The sequence below is a fragment of the Gordonia sp. ABKF26 genome, from assembly GCF_041103195.1.
Taxonomy (GTDB): domain Bacteria; phylum Actinomycetota; class Actinomycetes; order Mycobacteriales; family Mycobacteriaceae; genus Gordonia; species Gordonia terrae.
Window position 1 is genome coordinate 4,704,622 of record NZ_JBGCVZ010000003.1, and the last position, 17,926, is coordinate 4,722,547.

Genomic DNA, 17,926 nt, shown 5'->3' on the forward strand with positions numbered 1-17,926 from the left:
CTGGTGTTAGCCTTGTGCGCGACTGGTGCGGCCCGACGAACGGCGCGTGTGTTGGCTTCCGATCCACAACTGGCGATCCGGGTCCTGGGCCCTTTGTCGGTGACGGCCGCCGACGGGTCGCCGATCACGATGACGGCCCGCAAACACGCCGAATTGCTGGCCATCCTCACCGCCGAACGCACGGCGTGCTCCCCCGAACGGGTGACCGAACTGCTGTGGCGCGGTCGTCCACCGGCGTCGGCGGTGAGCACGTTGCACGGTTACGTCTCACGATTGCGCCGGACGCTCGGCCCCACCGGTGTCGTGCGCATCGACACCGTGCCCGCGGGATACGTGTTGCGCTGCGACGGAGCGGTCACCGACCTCGACCTGCTGGACAAACTCGGACAAGAAGGACTGCAGCTGGTCCGGACCGACCCTCGAGCCGGCGCAGAGGTGTTGTGCCGAGCCCTGGAACTCTGGCGCGGCGATCCGCTTCCGGAGATCGCCGACACCCCCGACATCGCACCCGAACTCGTCCGACTCGAGGAGATGCGGGCCGAACTCACCGAGACCGCCGCCGACGCGCTGCGCACCGTGGGCGAGCACCGTCGTTCGGTGGCGCTGCTGACGCCGCTGTGCCGACGCCATCCCTACCGCGAGGGCGCCGCGCGGACACTTGCCCACGCACTGCACGACGACGGACGCACTGTCGACGCCCTCGATGTCCTGCGCCTGCTCCGGCAGGGCCTGCGCGACGAACTGGGTCTCGATCCACACCCCGACACCGTCGCCCTCGAAGTCGATCTGCTCGACCCGTCGCCCGTGGTCATGCGGACCTCCCCTGCCGTCGCGCGACCGTCGCCGGCCCGGACGACACGCGAACTGTTCGGCCGCACCGCGGAACACGCTGTCCTCGAACAGGTCTGGAACGCCAGTACGAGCCGTCCCGCGGGTGCGGTCGTGGTCGGACCGTCGGGCATCGGGAAGACCGCGCTCGTGGAACACCTCGTCGCCCGACACGGTGCGACCGCGCGCCGCTTCATCGGCCGCCCCGGGCCGCCCGGACCGATGTTCTGCGGACTCGAGGAACTGTTCGGCGAGTCACCCGTATCCGGCCCGACGGCGCCCATCCCGGCCGGGCGAATCGTCACCGACCTCACCGCCCACATCTGGTCTGACGTAGCCGATTTCGGGCGATCAGTGCTGCTCGTCGACGACGCCCAATGGCTCGACACCGACTCCGCGCGTGTGCTGGGCCGGGTGCTGGCAGGCATCGGGCAGGCACCGTTGGCGGTACTGGTCACCTCCCGCGACCCCGACGCCGAGCCCGTCCGAATCCTCCGGTCGACGCTGGATCGGCACGGCCCGGTCGCCGACCTGCGTCTGCGCGAGCTCGGCACCGACGACATCCGCACCCTCATCGATCAGCGCCTCGGCGACTTCGGCGAGACCGCACACCTCGACGCCGAGACGCTGGTCGCCCAGTCGCTCGGCAATCCCGCTCTGGCGCAACAGTTGTGCGTTGCGGCGGCGACCGGTGAATCGTGGGATCGGAACCAACCGGTCCGATCGATGATCTCGACACGCTTCGACGACCTGTCCGACGCCGCGCGTGCACTCGTCACCATCGCTGCGGTGGCCGGAGGTGAACTCCCCGAGGACGTGTTCACCGAGGTGGCCGATGCTCTCGGCCGGGGCGTGGGCGATGAGGCGCGGCGCAGCGGCCTGCTGACCGACCTCACTCCTCTGAGGAGCGAGTTCCGGGGCACCGTCGACGTGGCATCGATCGCCGTCGCCACTCAGGCGTGTATCCGGGCGGCTCACCGCGCATTGTCCGCGTCGGCGGACCATCGCGCGCTCGACCTGGCCCGATGCGGGCTCTCCCTTCCCGGGCTGGACCCGTCGTCGACCGTCGAGCTGCACCGGATCGCCGGTGAGGCCGCACTCCGTGTCGGCGAGTTCGATTCCGCGGCTGCGTCTCTCGAATCGGCCGCAGCTCCGAGTCGGGCTGCGCGGGACTGGCGCTCCCTCGCCGACACCGCGCTGCTGTCGACCCCCCGAGGGGTCGCGGGCTACTGGTCCGGTTACGGCGTCGTGCAGTCCGACGACGCCGCGCTGGCCCGTGAGGCGCTGACACACGGCGACGCGTTGGCCCCAGAGGTGTCGGCGCGCCTGCACGCGTCGGAGGCAGCCCGGTTGACGGTCCTCGGCTTGCCGGGCGCCGACGATCACCTCGGGGCCGCACGGGTCGTCCACGGCGGCGGCGCCGTGGATTTCGAGATCGCGCTCGCCGACTTCCTCGTGCGGTGGGTTCCCGACCGGTTGGCGGATCGGCGCAAGATCGCGCGGGAGCTGTACGAACTGTCGGCGGGCGACATTCAGAAGCGCCTCACCGCACTCCACCTACGACGTGTGTGTGCGCTGGAGGCAGGTGACCTCCGTCTGGCGCGGCGGCTGTCGACCGAGTTCACCCGACTCGCTGGACGAGGTGGTGGCACCGACGCGGAGACCATGCAGTTGTGGTGGCAAGTCATGATCGCGCTCCTGCGCGGCGATCATGAGACCAGCACGAGGCTGACCGAACGGTTCGCGGCGACGGTCGGCGAACTGTCAGACCGTGCAAGGCTTCTCGCCGAGTCCTCGATGGCGACCAGCGCCTCGATCGCGGCGTGGCATCGAGGCGACCTCGCCTCGGCGCTGCCGCCGTTCGACGCGCTCGCGGAAGAGGTCGACGAGGACTTCGCCCTCGTCATCGCTCTCGGCGCCGCCGAGAGCGGCGACCTCGACCGCGCCCTCGACCTGGCGACCGAGCTCACCGCGGACGCCGGTGGGTGGACGGGTTCGCGGGTGGTCGCCCGGGTTCCGCTGTTGATCGAGACGCTGTACGCGATCTCGTGCGATCCCCGTCACCGCGATGCCGCGCGCGAGATCTGCGGACGCATCGAGCCGTTCACCGCGGACTGGTCGTCGGGCCTTCTGGTGCAGTGGCCTGGACTCGTGTGCCTGGGTCCGGTGACGCTCTATCGAGGAACAGCACGCCAGATCGTCGGGATGGATGGCTCGGCCGATCTGCGGGAGGCCATACGGGTCGCGCGCGACACCGGCGCCCGTCCCTACCTGCGGCGCGCCGAGCATCGACTCGGCGACGGCTGACGCCTCACTTCCAGGCGAACACCGGCTGCTCGAAGCCGTCGACCCGGGTATGTCGGTCCCGCAGGACCACCTCGGCGAACTGATAGATGACCGCAGCCGTCGGCGCGTGGACGAGGGAGCCGACGATGGGCAGCTGGATGACCGGCAGATCCGACTGTGGAATCGTGAGGAATCGCGGTTCGACGAGCAGTTCCTCGAAGGTGACGAAGAACAGCAGGGCCACCTCGTCGGGATTGGGCGTCGGTTCCTGGTACTCCTCGGCCCAGCAGACGATCGGGGTGATCACGAACCCTGAGCGAGTCGGGTAGTCGTCGAGCGCACCGAGCACCGAACTCGACGGCAACTGGATGCCGAGTTCCTCGTCGAGTTCACGCAGACCGGCCGTGACATGGTCCTCACCGGGGTCCAGCCGGCCGCCCGGCAGGGCGAACTGCGCGGCGTGGCGTCGCATGGTCGCCGGGCGTTTGGACAGCCAGATGCCCTGGCGTCCGTCCTTCTCGGCGACGGCGAGGACGACCGAGGCGGCGCGGGCGTCCGGGACGTCGGCGGTGCGCCGGTCAAAGGCGTCGACGCGCGCGGCGGCCACGGCCCGATCGAGAGTAGTCACACCCTCAGTTGATCATGTCGGCCATCCGTCGTGACCGCCTGCGTGAGGTGATAGCTCACGATGCTGAGTGCGAACAGCCCGAGGGCCAGGTTGAACAGGGCACCGAACCCTTCGAGCGCGAAGTCGACGAGGGCGTTCGACAGCATGAACACCAACGCCGCGATACGCAGCCCGCGAAGCGGTCCCGCCGAGGCCACCCCGCGTCCACGCGCGACCATTGCCGGCAGGGCCAAGGCCAGGGTGATGATGCCGCTGACCAGTAGGATCCACGTGGCGGGAGTACTGCCGGTGAGCTCGATGTAGATGTCGAGTTCCTCGCTGCGATCCCCGGTGAAGTAGAAGCTCAACACGCCGACGACGATGGTGAGCCCGGAGGCCACCACCAATCCCCAGCCGACGACGGGAACCCATCGGGGACTCCGGAAGAAGCCGGGGATCAACGCCACCGCGCGGTCGCGAAGCCGCATCAACCGGTCCGGCGTGCCCTCGCTCGACTCGAGGAGCGCCCGGATGTGACCGATCGTCTCGGCATCGAGGCCCTTGTCCTCCGCGACGACGAGGAACTCTTCGGCTTGGCGTCGTCGGCGCTCCGGAAGCCCGTGTGCGACACCGTCGGCCGCGATGACCGCCGCATTGGCGAGCGCTTCGGCGCCGGTGGGACGCTGCACATCTCGGACGACGCGGCTGATCAACAGGATCATCACGACGAGCACGTACATGATCTCCGCCGACGGCCCGTAGAAGTAGTCGTTGGTGCGGGTGACGAATTTGCCGACCTCGTCGAGGAACAACCCGAAACCGATGCCGCCGAGCACGATCGCGACGATCCGCGCCGTCGCCCCGAGAAACAGCCAACCGGTGATCAGCGCCAGCATCATCAGCGCCCCGCCCCACAGCGCGTGCGCGATGTGCAGGGTGCCGCCGCCGATCTGCGGATACCCGGTCAGGTGCAGGTACAGCCTGGTGACGATGATCGTCGCGATCGCGATGATCAAGAACCACTCGACGGCCGCGGTGCCGTACACGCTGCGGACGACCACCGTGGTCGCGCGAGTTCTCATTGAACGAGTATGGCCGAGCCACGATCCCAACGGTTGAGAAACTCCGCTGGTTGAGCCGGCGTCCCCTCCCGCTGGTTGAGCAGACACCCCTCCCCGCTGGTTGAGCCGGCACCCCTCCCCGCTGGATGAGCCGGCCCCGAGGTCGAGGCGCCGAGTCGAAACCACCTCGCAACCAAACCACCAGTCCCTCAACCACTCCCAGCATCGTCCGATCTTGTCGGTGGGGTGGTTTACCGTGGGTGGCAGAGGACCGGGATGGGGACCGGTCCACGAGAGTCCGGGGTCATCGTGCGGTTGTGGACCGATCTACCGAGCGAGTTTCTCGCCGGAGTTGATCCTGCCTACCCGGACGAGGACGACATGGTGACCCTGATGAACGGCCTGGGCGCGACGAACCGGGGCCAGTCCTACCTCGCCTGGAGTCGCTACCAGACGGTCGCGGTCATGCACGACCGGCTCGTCGCCGCCCGCGAACACACCGACGCCTTCGTCTCCGACGGCTACGCCGACTGCGCCTCACGCATCGCCCGCCACTCGGCCATCTCACGCCGCCGCGCCGAAACCCTCATCGACGAAGCCCTCACCCTGCGCGACCGCCTCCCCGAGGTGGCCACCACCCTGCGCGACGGACTCCTCACCGACGACCAGATCCGGCTGATCATCTCCCGCACCGAACTCATCCCCACGGACGACCCGATCATCCTGACCATCGACGCCGAGATCGCCAAGACCATCCGCAACCGGCGAGGCTCGTGGGATCGGGCCCGCCTGCGCGACATGGTCGACCGAACCCTCTTCCGCCACGACCCCGACCTCGTCCGCGAACGACGCCGCGACGCCCTCGACTCCCGCGGCGTGTGGACCGACAACTTCCACGACGGCGTCGGGGAGATCACCGCCGTCATGTCCGCCGAAAACATCCGCATCAGCGCCAAAGCAGTCCGCATCCTCGCCGATTCGGTGTGCGAACACGACGACCGCCTCCTGGGTGTCCGGACTTCCGATGCGATGTTCGCCCTGCTCACCCGCACCACATTCGAATGCCAATGCGACCGCGACGACTGCACCGCCACCATCCCCGACCCCGACGCGGTCCTCGCCGCCATCAGCACCGAGGTCGTCATCCACGTCGTCACCGACGCCGCCACCCTCGCCGGCGCCACCGGACCCGGATTCCTCGACGGATACGGCGTCATCTCCGACGAGCATGTCCGCGACCTCGCCGCCCGCACCGACGCCACCCTCACACCCGTCACACCATCACGAACCCGGCCGATACCCGCAGCCGCCGAACCGTTTTCAGGCACCGAACCGATTGCCGGCACCAGCACCGACGACCCGGCCGACCACACCGACCGACCTACAGCCCACCGCGAGGCACCCACCGGATCGTCAGCACCCGAGGTCGTGGTGATCTACCCGGGATCGCAACCCGCCGACCCCTACCGGCCCACCACGTCCTGCGCCGACTTCGTGCGGGTCCGCGACGGCTACTGCACCGAACCCGGCTGCACACACTCGGCTTTCGACTGCGACCTCGACCACGTCACCGAATACGACCACACCAACCCATCGCACGGCGGCACGACGTCGAGCGACAACCTCAACGCGAAATGCCGCCCCGGTCACCTCCTCAAAACCCACGGCGACTGGATCGACGACCAATACCGCGACAACGACGGACGCCTGGTCACCGAATACACCACACCCGAAGGCGTCACCATCCACGGCGACGCGGAAACCCTCGAAGATTTGTTCCCGAACCTGCGGCGTATCCGGTTCGAACAAGCCGCGCAAGCCCCACCCACGCCCCGCACGATCGCGCCCGAGGACAACCCGCGGCGCACCACCAGCCGACTGGACGCCAAACTGGCCCGTCGGCGGGCCGAACGTGCCCGCAACAGAAAGCAGCGCGAAGCCGAAGAAGCCGCCGAACGTCAAGACTTCATCGACAACCCGCCGCCGTTCTGACGACGGTTCAGGACTGACCGACGAGGAAGGCCGCGACCGCGAAGGCGATCAAGACGAGGGAGATCGCGCATCCGAGCGCCACCTGTTTCGCGGTGGACATGTGAGCGTACGGGTCTTTGTACTCGTACCTGTATGTCGGTGTGCCGACGTCTCTCTCGCGGCTGTCGGCGGGCGCCGTTGCATGGCGCGGCTGTCCGCTCTCGTTCGTTCTCGGAAAATGACTGTATGAGGGTTCACGCGGCGTACCCCCCGGTAACGCGTTCATCGCACAATCATGGCTGCTCGAGCGTCGGACCGCAAAGAGCATTACGTCGTCCGTTCAGGTGATTCTGTTGCCGCTGTTGGGGTTTGGACAGCTGACCCGTTGTGCGCCGACGCACTGCTGACTGGTCCGCATCGGGCGCGTCACACCCAGCGGCACGCAATGAAAAATCCCCAGCAGTTAGACTGCTTGGGGATCTACAGGTGGCCAGAGTCGGGATCGAACCGACGACCTTCCGCTTTTCAGGCGGACGCTCGTACCAACTGAGCTACCTGGCCGGAAGGCACCGGTCACTAATGAACCGAAACCTTTGGCGACCCTGACGGGACTCGAACCCGCGACCTCCGCCGTGACAGGGCGGCGCGCTAACCAACTGCGCCACAGGGCCTTGTTCAATTATCTGCCCGGTCCTCGTCGCCGAGTGCCGGGCAGGCGTACCCCCTACGGGATTCGAACCCGCGCTACCGCCTTGAAAGGGCGGCGTCCTAGGCCGCTAGACGAAGGGGGCCGGTCGTGTTCTCCGTTGGGAGCTTGGATAGCTTATGACACGTCTCGCGAAAACCACAAATCGCCAGGTCAGGCGACAAAAGTGTCTATAGATCCAGGTCCGCGACACGCACGCCGAGGGGCTCGTCGATGCCGTCGGCGGGCGTTGTAAAGTAGTCGACGCCCCGGCTCGCCGGGGTCCTGCCCCTATAGCTCAGTTGGTAGAGCTACGGACTTTTAATCCGCAGGTCCCAGGTTCGAGCCCTGGTGGGGGCACCAGCACCGACGTCTCGCGCGAAGCGCGCTGCGGCACAGGAGAAGTGAGTGTCACCCGATCGGGTGAACTCTGCCGGCGAAGCCTCCGGGAGTGCTTGCCGACTACCTACGATCCGCTGGTGACGCTATTCGCCCGGCTGGGCTCTTTGGCCATCCTCTGTCTCCTGGTGGCCGCTTGTAGCACGTCGGGCGACGGCCGCCCGAGCTCCTCGTCGGAGAGTGCGACCACGTCCGCCGACACCTCCCCAGTGGTCGTCGTGCTGGACGGATCGGAGTCGATGCTGACTGCCGACGCTCCGGGCCCGCGCATCGACGCTGCACGCGCCGCCGTGACGGACTTTGCGACGGGCCTCCCCGACGGCACACCGTTCGGTCTCGTCGCTTACGGAAACATGCTCAATGCGAAGACGACGAGCCAGGCGGCCGGCTGCCAAGACGTCACGACAATCATGGATCTGGCACGCATCGACAAGGGCGCAGCAGCCGGCGCCATCGCCGGTGTCGAGGCTCAAGGGTGGACCCCGTTGTCGAAGGCTCTCACCCAAGGTGTCGAGCTGCTGGCCGACAGCGGAGGGTCCGTCGTTCTGGTTTCTGACGGAGAGGCAAACTGCCCGCCCGATCCCTGCTACACGGCCCACCAGCTGCGCGCTCGCTACCCCGACGTCACAATCAGCACGATCGGCTTCCGTGCGACGAACACTCAGCTGGAGTGCATCGCACGCCAGGGCGGTGGGGTGTACATCACGGCGGAGAATTCCACACAGCTCGCCGCACGGATCGCCGCCGCCCGCGACGCCGACTCGGCGTCGGCGAAGCTGACCAACACCGGCATGGCCGGGGTGAACCTGGGGTCTCGGGCCGACGAGATCAGAGCCAGGACGCCAGGCTTCCCGGAACTGTCCACGGGATCGGTGGATGGAAACCGCGTCTCCGTGCGCTGGCGAGACTGCGAGTGGGTCTTCATCGACGACGTCCTGGTCGAGATACGCCCGCTCGGACCGGCTGTCACGACAGTCGACGGGGTGACGGTCGGCACTCCGATGAGTCGCGTCGTCGAACTGTTCGGCGAATCGGTCCGTGACGACAAAGCCACGTCCACAGCATATTTCGCAGCCGATGAATCCCGGGGTATCGCGCTTCGCATCGTCTACGATGGCGATGTCGCCGGCGGTACCGTCCGCACTCTCACCCTGTGCACGTGCCTGCCGAAACCGGCTGCGCAGGACGAGGCCGACAACTGCGGGCCCACAGCCGATTTCCCGAAGCTCCGCATCGTCGCCCGAGGTGTTGACTGCCAGACCGCGCTCCGGCTCGTCGAACGCTACGTCGACGACCCTCGCACCCAGCGCGGTGATCGCGGCGCGCAGATCGATACCTGGGGATGCAACATCCTCGGTGCCGCCGAAACCGAGGCAGGCGAGCCTGTCATCCGGTGCACCCGACCCGATGGCGCACAGGTCACGGTCGAGGAGCCCAGAAGCGCGTCGGACGAGAACGCCACCCCGACGAAACAGGACGTCTGTGACGCATGGCAGACGGTCTCCGACCTGTACCGCACCAGGAATCTGATCAATTCACGCGGCCCGTCTGGTGGCTTGGAAGCCGTTGCGGCACTCGGCGACCTGGCCACGAGGTATCCGTCGAACGAAGCCGTTCAGTACGAGGGCGCATACCTGACCGAACTCGCCGGCAACGGATCGGTGAGTATCTCCGCCTTCAACTCCCAACAGAACCTGAAGGCCTTCTGCAGCGGCTGACGCCGAACCGATCCCCAGCACTCCCCCTCACGAGAACCGGAAACACAACATGATCGACCGCCTCCGCCCTGCGACGACACGAGTCCGCATCACGACTGTCGCAACCCTCATCTGCGTGCTCGGCACCGTACTGGCTGTGCCGGCGACGGCGTCGCCGAGTGGTCCCGAGTACGTCGCCCTGGGCGACTCACGCGCCGCCGCGCCCACGAACGGTTCCAGCCTGCGCCCGGACGGATGCGGGCGCACACATGACGGCTACCCCGTACACGTGGCCGCGCGACTCGGACTCACCATGCGGTCCGTCGCCTGCGTCAACGCCACGACCGCCAATGTCACAACGACACCGCAACTCACGCTGTACGGCCCGCGTCCTGTCCAAGCACGCGCGCTGTCCCGGTCGACGCGGCTGGTCACCCTGTCGATCGGCGGTATCGACCTGCAGTGGTGGTCGCTGGTGTCATCCTGCTTCACAACAAGGTTCGGCCACGACGCACGCTGCCGCGGCAACGCCTCGGTGGCAAGGCGAATCGATTCCGGCCTGTCGCGGCTCGCGCCCAAGATCGACGCCACGCTGACGCAGATCCGACGACGCGCTCCCCACGCGCGGGTCGTACTCGTCGGTCACGGCGGCTACTACGGGCAGACCGGTTGCCCCGACCAAGCCAACATCAGCACCGCAGACGCCGCGTTCGTCCTCCGGTTCTTCGAGCGCTTCAACGCAGTACTCGAGAAGTCCGCCCACGCGCAGTCGGTCAACTTCGTCGACGTCGCCGGCCCCGCCGTCGGACACGACGCATGCGCGGGTGCCGCCCGATGGTTCGAAGGGAACATCTCGCGGTCAGCGACCCAGGTCCGCCATCCCACCCCGCTGGGAAGCCGCGCCATCGCGGATCTGGTCGTTGCAGCGCTCTGACCCCACCGCTGGTTGAGCCGGTCCCGAGCGCCACGCCGGCAGAGCCGGCCCCGGGCCCCACCGCTGGTTGAGCCGTCCCCGCGCCCCACCGCTGGTTGAGCCGGCCCCGAGCGAAGCGAGGCGCCGAGTCGAAGCCACCCCACCGTTGGCCGGCCGGCGGCGACGTCGAAACAAGTCGTCCTGTCAGCGGCACTCACTCCGCGCGGGTTTCCCACGCAGACGATCATCGAGCCACGTCAACGTATCGGGCAGCCCGGCGAAGATCCCGGTCATGTGCTCGGCCGGGTACTCGCGATACGACGCCGATGCCCCGAGCGCGCACTGCTCGGCGAACAATGCGCGCGCCTGGCTCGCCGGTATCCACCACTCGTAGGTCCCGTGATAGATCCGCAACGGCATCGTCGCCTTGTGGTCCGTCATCGAGGTGATCTCGAACAGTCGCTCGGCGACGGGTGAATGGTAGGGATCGGGATCTGTCGACAACACCTGGGTGGGTATGTGCGATACCCCCAGAGCACCCATCCCGCTGGTACACAGGTCCCGCATCGGAGACGTGGCCAACCAGCGTGCCGTGTTGTTCGCCATCGCGAGGACTTCGGGACGTTCCCGTGCGACACCGAGCATGGCGGCGTGGAACACCCCGGTACCGAGGTTGGCGTTCATGGCCCCGGCCAGGGAACGGTAGTCGGCCGGAACGCCGCCGTACGCCGCGCCGACGATCCGCCCGGCCTGCTCCGGGGCGTAGGAATCGGCAAGCTTCGCTGCGGCATTCGTGGCAATCGCGCCACCGGAGTATCCGTGCATGGCGATCGGTCCGGTGCCGAAGTTGTCGGGGTCGAGCCGGCCTGCTGCCCGCAACGAGTCCATGATCACGTGCGCTGCGACATACGGTTCGGCGTAGGCCATCCGGGGGCCGGTGTGGTCGGGCACGATCACCGCGTAGCCGCGGTCCAAGGCCAACTGCGCGAACGGCGGGATGAGGTCGGTGGTGTTGGTGTCGGAGTGATAGCCGTGAGCCAGCGTGTAACCGGGCGTGCACTTCGTGCCCAGCGCCACGATCGGCGAATTGTGAACCAGCACCGGACGCGACCGAGGTCCCCTCCACGCCTTGGCCGGGACGAGGAGGGTCGCGGTACCGAAGATCGGCTGGTCCCCCGCGTCGACGCTGCGGAACTTGATCTGGCGCGCCGACCGCAGCGGAACCGTCATCAGCAACTGCGCCGTGCGCATGACATCGCGAGTGGCGATCACGTCTCCGGCAGCACGGCGTGCGAGATCGGCCGGCCACTGGTCGAAGAACCGGTCGCCACTCGCCGACGGCATGACCGCCTCGCGCAGTTCCTGCAGCTCGTGGGAGGCTCCGGGGGTCACCGAGCGCGCAGGTATGCGCTGCAGCTCCTTCACCGGCGGTGCGGGCACAGCGGCGTCGATGGCTTCGGGAACCGCGGAGGGCGCCGGACCGAGATTCGGCGGCTCGGCCCACACCTCCGTCGGACCGCCGACCGCGCCGATAGTCATCCCCGTCGCCATCACTGCAGCGGACGCTGCGCGCAGCGTCCAGGGCCGCACGTTCCACCATGCCGGCATCGCCGATACTCCTTGTCATACAAGCGATCCCGGACCGGAACACCCCGCTGGTCAGCCACTGCTCGCATCGAAATCGAACCCCGTCATGCTAAAGGGTTCGCGTGAACGGGCGGCAACGGCCCTGTTGATTGTTTCCGTCTGAGGCAGGCCTCATGTAACGCCCGCCGGGACAGCTGGGATACTCCCGCCGTGACCCGAATCCGCCTCGCACTCGTCGCCATCCTCGCCATCGCGATCAGCTGTGTGTCGGTACCGTCGGTTCTCGCCGCGCCGGCGGCACCCGCTTACGTCGCCCTCGGGGACTCACGCGCCGCGGCGCCGACACTGACCTCGGCACAGCATCCGGACGGGTGCGGCCGCACCGCCGACGCCTACCCGACGCACCTCGCCTCCCAGCTCCGGATGAGCTTCACCTCGGTTGCCTGCGTGAACGCCACGACAGCAGACGTCACGACCAGCCGACAGACGACATCGTTTGGCGCCCGGCCCGTCCAGATCAACGCCCTGTCGTGGTCCACGCGACTGGTGACTCTCTCGATCGGCGGCAACGATCTCCGCTGGTGGTCGATTGTCTCCTCCTGCTTCACGCCCAGGTTCGGCCAGGACGCTCGGTGTCGACAGGATCGAGCCATGGCCGACCGGATGACCTCGGCCCTCACCGCAGTCGCACCGAAGATCGGCGCAACTCTGAGCGCCATCGCCGCCCGCGCACCCCTCGCTCGCGTAGTTCTCGTCGGACACGGCGGCTACTACGGCCGAACCGGTTGCCCCGGCCAGGCGAACATCAGCAACGCCGACGCCGCGTACCTCTACGCGTTTTTCAAGCGATTCGACGCGATCCTGCGGACAGCCGCCGTCACACGATCGATGACCTTCGTCGACGTGGCCGCCGCCGCGGTCGGACATGACGCATGCGCGGGCGCAGCGCGCTGGTTCGAAGGGAACGCCTCGCAATCCCAGACCCAACCCCGCCACCCGACGCCGTTGGGAAGCAAAGCCATCGCAAATCTGATCGCCCGGGCGCTCTAGACCCCGTAGAAGCCTCACGTTGCAGAGCTGATCGCCGTCTCATACCGGCGGAACCCGAAACCCGTTCGCTGTGCGCACCTTTGGCCGTGCTGTCCTCCGGGACACGCCGACTCGGTACAAAATTGTGCCAACTCACCGGCAGTTCCGAGCGGTTCCCCGGAACTCTCCTGCGAGACATTCCGACCGACGACAACCCGTCGAATTGTCCAATTCCGGTTCGATTCGGGAACGCCCCGATAGCTCACGTTCTGATCAACGAAAACGACTCACAAAAATAAGCGGTCATTAGTCAACCGGCATTTCTCAACCGGCGATTGTCAACTCGCAACACAGGCGCGAGCGTCGCCACACGCCGACCGAAGCACCGCCGAGCGCACCGGCTGACGGACGGCCCGGTAAACCTGCAGTTCAGAACACCTAGAGCGCCACCGACGAGACAACCACTGTTGTCTCATGGGCGCGAATCTCAGCTCTCGGAACACTCGACAAGCATCGCCTGACAAACGGGCCCGACGCCGATACCAGCCCATTCGACAGTGATCGAGAATCCCGCTCTGAAACCGGGATTGAGTCAGTCGTCCAGGTTCTCCGCCTTTTCCGACAAAGCGACGTAGTCCAGACGAACCCGCGCAAAACAATCTGTGTAAAAGCCGAGAAATGCGTTGTAGTGTTCCGAATCGCCAAGGCAGCGAGCCGCTCGAATACAACCGGCCGTTCGCCTCGGCGTCACTCAGGGGGAGTACATGAGCGTTCCAGTTGACCGGTTCACGAGGGCCTTCATCGGTACCGACCGTGTTCCGGACGCGACGCCGACCACGTCGCAGAGTTGGCTGGTCCAGTACGCGCGGCACGTCGCGTGGACCGATCTGTCGCTCATCTCGATCGCCGTTCTGGCCGGACAGTTCCTACGGTTCGGTGCCGACCCCTTCCGGCCGATCGGCCGCGACGGTATCCCCGCACTCCTGGTCACCGTGACCCTCATCGTCGGATGGCAGACGGCGTTGCGCGTCGGACAGGCCGGCGATCCCCGCATACTGGGCACCGGACCTGTTGAGTACCACCGTGTCCTGAGCGCCTGCTTCGTCTGCTTCGGTGCCTGGGCCATCATCGACCTCGCATTCGCTCTGGGCATCGCCCGCGGATTCATCGCTATCGCGCTCCCGGCAGGGACGCTCATGCTCATCGTCGGCCGATGGGCCTGGCGCCGACACCTCCTGGCGGGCCGCGAGAGCGGACGATTCCTGCGATCGGTACTGGTCGTCGGATCCCGATCATCCGCTCGAGCACTCATCGACCGGTTGAACACGAATCCCGCCCTCGGCTACCGAGTCGTGGGAGTGTGCCTCACCGATCCGCCCGGCGCCTCTCCGACCCCGAAGTTCGCCGCCGGACACGCGACCCAGGGCGTGTTCGCCGAAGTCCCGATCTTCGCCGGCTACGACCGGGCTTCCGAGCTGGTCCGCACCTGCGGGGCCAACACCGTTGCCGTGACCTCCGCCGACGCACTCGGCCATCGGGCTATGCGTGAACTGTCGTGGGAGCTCGAGAACTGCGATGTCGAGATGCTCGTGGCCCCCGGACTGATCGACGTCGCCGGCCCGCGTATCACCATGCGTCCCGAGGCCGGACTCCCACTGCTCCACATCGATCGACCGCGATACAAAGGCGCCAACCGCTTTCTGAAACAGACCTTCGACAAGGTGCTGACAATGGTTGCACTGGTGCTTCTTTCACCCTTGCTCGCGCTCTGCGCGCTGGCCGTCAAGCTCGACAGCAGAGGCCCGGTGTTCTACCGCGCCGAACGCATCGGCACCGACAACACTCCGTTCGCGATGTGGAAGTTCCGCTCGATGGTCGTCGACGCGGACACCATGCGCGCCGGCCTCGCCGTCCGCGACGACGGGAACGGAGTCCTCTTCAAACTCCACGCCGATCCGCGGGTCACCCGTGTCGGTCGAATCATCCGCCGTTACAGCCTCGACGAACTGCCGCAGTTGTTCAACGTGCTGGGCGGGACGATGAGCCTCGTGGGTCCGCGCCCGCCCTTGCGTGAAGAGGTCGAGTCCTATGACCCGGTCGTCCGGCGACGCATGCTCGTCCGCCCCGGGATGACGGGCCTGTGGCAGATCTCCGGTCGCAGCGACCTCTCCTGGGAGGACTCCGTGCGGCTCGATCTCTCCTACGTCGAGAACTGGTCACTGACAACCGATCTCGTCATCCTCTGGCGGACCGCCAGCGCCGTCCTCTCTCGTCGGGGCGCCTATTGACCGCCACGTCCACCCATCATCCGCACCGCCACCACCACGGATCGACACCACTCGAAGGAAGCACCATGAAGAAGGCCCTGATCACCGGGATCACCGGTCAGGACGGCTCCTACCTCGCCGAATTGCTCTTGTCCAAAGGCTATGAGGTGCACGGACTCATCCGACGATCGTCGTCGTTCAACACCGCCCGGATCGACCACCTCTATCAGGACCCGCACGACCCGTTCGCCCGCCTGTTCCTGCACTACGGCGATCTCAGCGACGGCGCCCGACTGGTCACGCTGCTCGCGTCGATCGACCCGGACGAGGTCTACAACCTGGCCGCGCAGTCGCACGTCCGCGTCAGCTTCGACGAGCCCGAGCACACCGGTGACACCACCGGAATCGGCTCGGTCCGACTGTTGGAAGCGGTGCGCCAGGCGGGCATTCGATGCCGGTACTACCAGGCATCCAGTTCGGAGATGTTCGGCGCCTCTCCCCCGCCGCAGAACGAGGACACCCTGTTCTACCCTCGCTCCCCGTATGGGGCGGCGAAAGTCTACTCGTACTGGGTCACCCGTAACTACCGCGAGGCCTACGGCCTGTTCGCCGTCAACGGCATCTTGTTCAACCACGAATCCCCCCGCCGCGGCGAGACTTTCGTGACACGCAAGATCACCCGCGCAGTCGCCCGCATCAAGGCCGGCGTCCAGAAGGACCTCTACATGGGCAATCTCGACGCCGTGCGCGACTGGGGTTACGCGCCGGAGTACGTCGAGGGGATGTGGCGCATGCTGCAGGCCGACGAGCCCGCCGACTACGTGCTCGCGACCGGTGTGCCCTTCACCGTCCGCGATTTCCTCCAGCACGCCTTCGACCACGCCGGCCTCGACTGGCGCGACCACGTCGTCTTCGACGAGCGCTACCTGCGTCCCACCGAGGTCGACTCGCTGATCGGCGACGCGTCGAAGGCCGAACTTGACCTCGGGTGGCGAGCCGCGGTCCGCGCACCGGAGCTCGCTCGGATCATGGTCGATGCCGACATCGCCGCCTTGAAATGCGAGGGCACGGAGTGGATCGACAAGCCGCAACTGCTCGCTTGGAGTCGCGCGTCATGACGCGGTCTGTGCGACGACGCGGCTGGGAGCCCGGGCCGCTCGATCCGTCGGCCACCTTCTACGTCGCGGGTCACCGCGGCCTCGCCGGTTCGGCTCTGGTGCGGGCGCTGCGGCGGCGGGGAATCTCCGACATCATCGGGCGCACCAGCCGTGAACTCGACCTCCGCGACCGGCACAGCGTCTTCGAGTTCTTCGCGCACAGCACACCCGACGTGGTGATCCTGGCGGCCGCCCGGGTAGGCGGAATCGCCGCCAACAACGCCTGGCCTGTCGACTTCCTCTCCGAGAACCTGCGCATCCAGGTCAACGTCCTCGACGCGGCGGCCGCATATGGCGTCGAGCGCGTGCTGTTCCTGGGGTCGTCGTGCATCTACCCCAAGTTCGCCCCGCAGCCGATCCGCGAGGACGCATTGCTCACCGGCGCCCTGGAACCGACCAACGACGCGTACGCGGTCGCCAAGATCGCGGGGATCATGCAGGTGCAGGCGACGCGACGCCAGTACGGGCTGCCCTGGATCTCCGCGATGCCCACCAACCTGTACGGGCCGAACGACAACTTCTCCGGCGAGACGAGCCATTTGCTCCCGGCGATGATCCGACGCTACGAGTCGGCGCGCCGGGGGGCCGCGCCGAGCGTCACCAACTGGGGAAGCGGGACACCGCGTCGCGAGCTCCTCCACGCCGACGACATGGCCGAGGCCTGCCTGTGCCTGCTCGAGAATCACGACGATCCGCGCCAGGTCAACATCGGTACCGGCATGGACCATTCGATCGCCGAGATCGCCGCGATCGTGGCCGACGCCGTGGGTTACGGCGGTGTTGTCGACTGGGACACCACCAAACCCGACGGAACACCACGAAAGCTGCTCGACATCAGCACCATTCACAGCCTGGGATGGCGGCCGACGATCAGTCTCGAGCAGGGTGTCGCCGACGTCGTCGAGTGGTACCGAGCAGCTCACCACCCCGATATGGACCCCTGCTCAGAGGTCGGGGCCGGCGATGTCCGGATCTGAGTCATCGGTGATGACCGATGCCACGACCACCGTCCCGGGCGCGACGTCGCGGGAGGCCACCGCGGCGGCACCCACCACCGCGCGTCGTCCGATGGTCACCGGACCGATCACACGCGCGCGCAACGCAATCCACGCGCCGTCCTCCACGACCAGCTCACCGCGTGCATCGGCCGGACACCGCAGCGCGGCGGCTTGCGACACCACGACGTTCGCGCCGATCCGGATCGAACCGGCGCTGTCGAGAGTCACCGCCTCGCCGATCCACGAGTCCGCGCCGATCACGAGTCGCGCCGGACTGGTGACCCGCACACGTGGTCGCATCAGCACCCCGCGGCCGATCTCCGCACCGAACACCCGGAGCACCGCCAGGCGAACGGAATTGGGCACGAACACCAACCCGGTCGCACGCATCACGAAAGGCCAAGCCAGCGATGACAACTGAGCTAACACGACCGCCATCGT

General features: G+C 67.2%; 12 protein-coding genes and 4 tRNA genes. 9 read left to right on the top strand and 7 right to left on the bottom strand.

The window, feature by feature from the left end:
* Positions 1-48: 48 nt before the first annotated feature.
* Positions 49-3,135 carry a BTAD domain-containing putative transcriptional regulator gene (locus AB4Z55_RS21775; protein WP_369520506.1) on the top strand — a complete coding sequence of 1,029 codons (3,087 nt, stop codon included), beginning with the start codon at positions 49-51 and terminating at the stop codon, positions 3,133-3,135.
* A gap of 4 nt (positions 3,136-3,139) precedes the next feature.
* Here the strand turns inward: AB4Z55_RS21775 and AB4Z55_RS21780 are convergent, their stop codons facing one another.
* Both AB4Z55_RS21780 and AB4Z55_RS21785 read right to left on the bottom strand, forming a co-directional pair.
* Positions 3,140-3,742, bottom strand: a complete 603-nt coding sequence (locus tag AB4Z55_RS21780) for a CoA pyrophosphatase (protein WP_369520507.1) — start codon at positions 3,740-3,742, stop codon at positions 3,140-3,142.
* Positions 3,739-4,782, bottom strand: coding sequence for a hypothetical protein (locus AB4Z55_RS21785; protein WP_369521044.1), 1,044 nt, complete (start codon positions 4,780-4,782; stop codon positions 3,739-3,741). Before AB4Z55_RS21785 ends, AB4Z55_RS21780 begins: the two co-directional genes overlap by 4 nt.
* A gap of 276 nt (positions 4,783-5,058) precedes the next feature.
* Between AB4Z55_RS21785 and AB4Z55_RS21790 the strand changes: the two genes are divergently transcribed.
* Positions 5,059-6,774: a DUF222 domain-containing protein gene (locus AB4Z55_RS21790; protein ID WP_369520508.1), complete on the top strand. Its 1,716-nt coding sequence runs from the start codon at positions 5,059-5,061 to the stop codon at positions 6,772-6,774.
* Positions 6,775-7,240: 466 nt separating this feature from the next.
* Here AB4Z55_RS21790 and AB4Z55_RS21795 read toward each other — a convergent pair.
* The 3 genes from AB4Z55_RS21795 to AB4Z55_RS21805 all read right to left on the bottom strand — a co-directional run bounded on the left by AB4Z55_RS21795 (position 7,241) and on the right by AB4Z55_RS21805 (position 7,544).
* Positions 7,241-7,314, bottom strand: a tRNA-Phe gene (locus AB4Z55_RS21795).
* A gap of 33 nt (positions 7,315-7,347) precedes the next feature.
* Positions 7,348-7,424 (bottom strand) — tRNA-Asp (locus AB4Z55_RS21800).
* Between the two features lie 47 nt (positions 7,425-7,471).
* A tRNA-Glu gene (locus AB4Z55_RS21805) sits at positions 7,472-7,544 on the bottom strand.
* Between the two features lie 181 nt (positions 7,545-7,725).
* Between AB4Z55_RS21805 and AB4Z55_RS21810 the strand changes: the two genes are divergently transcribed.
* The 3 genes from AB4Z55_RS21810 to AB4Z55_RS21820 all read left to right on the top strand — a co-directional run bounded on the left by AB4Z55_RS21810 (position 7,726) and on the right by AB4Z55_RS21820 (position 10,468).
* Positions 7,726-7,801, top strand: a tRNA-Lys gene (locus tag AB4Z55_RS21810).
* Positions 7,802-7,917: 116 nt separating this feature from the next.
* Complete coding sequence (locus AB4Z55_RS21815; protein WP_369520509.1) at positions 7,918-9,555, top strand: VWA domain-containing protein; 1,638 nt, start codon at positions 7,918-7,920, stop codon at positions 9,553-9,555.
* Positions 9,556-9,670: 115 nt separating this feature from the next.
* Positions 9,671-10,468, top strand: coding sequence for an SGNH/GDSL hydrolase family protein (locus AB4Z55_RS21820; RefSeq protein ID WP_369520510.1), 798 nt, complete (start codon positions 9,671-9,673; stop codon positions 10,466-10,468).
* Between the two features lie 183 nt (positions 10,469-10,651).
* Here the strand turns inward: AB4Z55_RS21820 and AB4Z55_RS21825 are convergent, their stop codons facing one another.
* A complete protein-coding gene (locus AB4Z55_RS21825) occupies positions 10,652-11,998 on the bottom strand; it encodes a lipase family protein (protein WP_369521045.1) in 1,347 nt (448 codons plus the stop codon).
* Positions 11,999-12,244: 246 nt separating this feature from the next.
* Here AB4Z55_RS21825 and AB4Z55_RS21830 point away from each other — a divergent pair, with 246 nt between their 5' ends.
* From AB4Z55_RS21830 to AB4Z55_RS21845, 4 genes are all read left to right on the top strand, one after another.
* On the top strand, positions 12,245-13,084 hold the full coding sequence (locus AB4Z55_RS21830; RefSeq protein WP_101820216.1) for an SGNH/GDSL hydrolase family protein: 840 nt from the start codon (positions 12,245-12,247) through the stop codon (positions 13,082-13,084).
* Between the two features lie 743 nt (positions 13,085-13,827).
* Positions 13,828-15,351, top strand: a complete 1,524-nt coding sequence (locus AB4Z55_RS21835) for a sugar transferase (RefSeq protein ID WP_101820215.1) — start codon at positions 13,828-13,830, stop codon at positions 15,349-15,351.
* 65 nt (positions 15,352-15,416) lie between these two features.
* Entirely contained in the window at positions 15,417-16,448 is a 1,032-nt protein-coding gene (gene gmd, locus AB4Z55_RS21840) for a GDP-mannose 4,6-dehydratase (protein WP_004021358.1), read from the top strand.
* Positions 16,445-17,464, top strand: a complete 1,020-nt coding sequence (locus AB4Z55_RS21845; protein WP_369520511.1) for a GDP-L-fucose synthase family protein — start codon at positions 16,445-16,447, stop codon at positions 17,462-17,464. The genes gmd and AB4Z55_RS21845 overlap by 4 nt, the downstream gene beginning before the upstream one ends.
* Here AB4Z55_RS21845 and AB4Z55_RS21850 read toward each other — a convergent pair.
* A complete protein-coding gene (locus AB4Z55_RS21850; RefSeq protein ID WP_369520512.1) occupies positions 17,432-17,875 on the bottom strand; it encodes an acetyltransferase in 444 nt (147 codons plus the stop codon). The two genes, AB4Z55_RS21845 and AB4Z55_RS21850, sit on opposite strands and share 33 nt — an antisense overlap.
* Positions 17,876-17,926 lie beyond the last annotated feature (51 nt).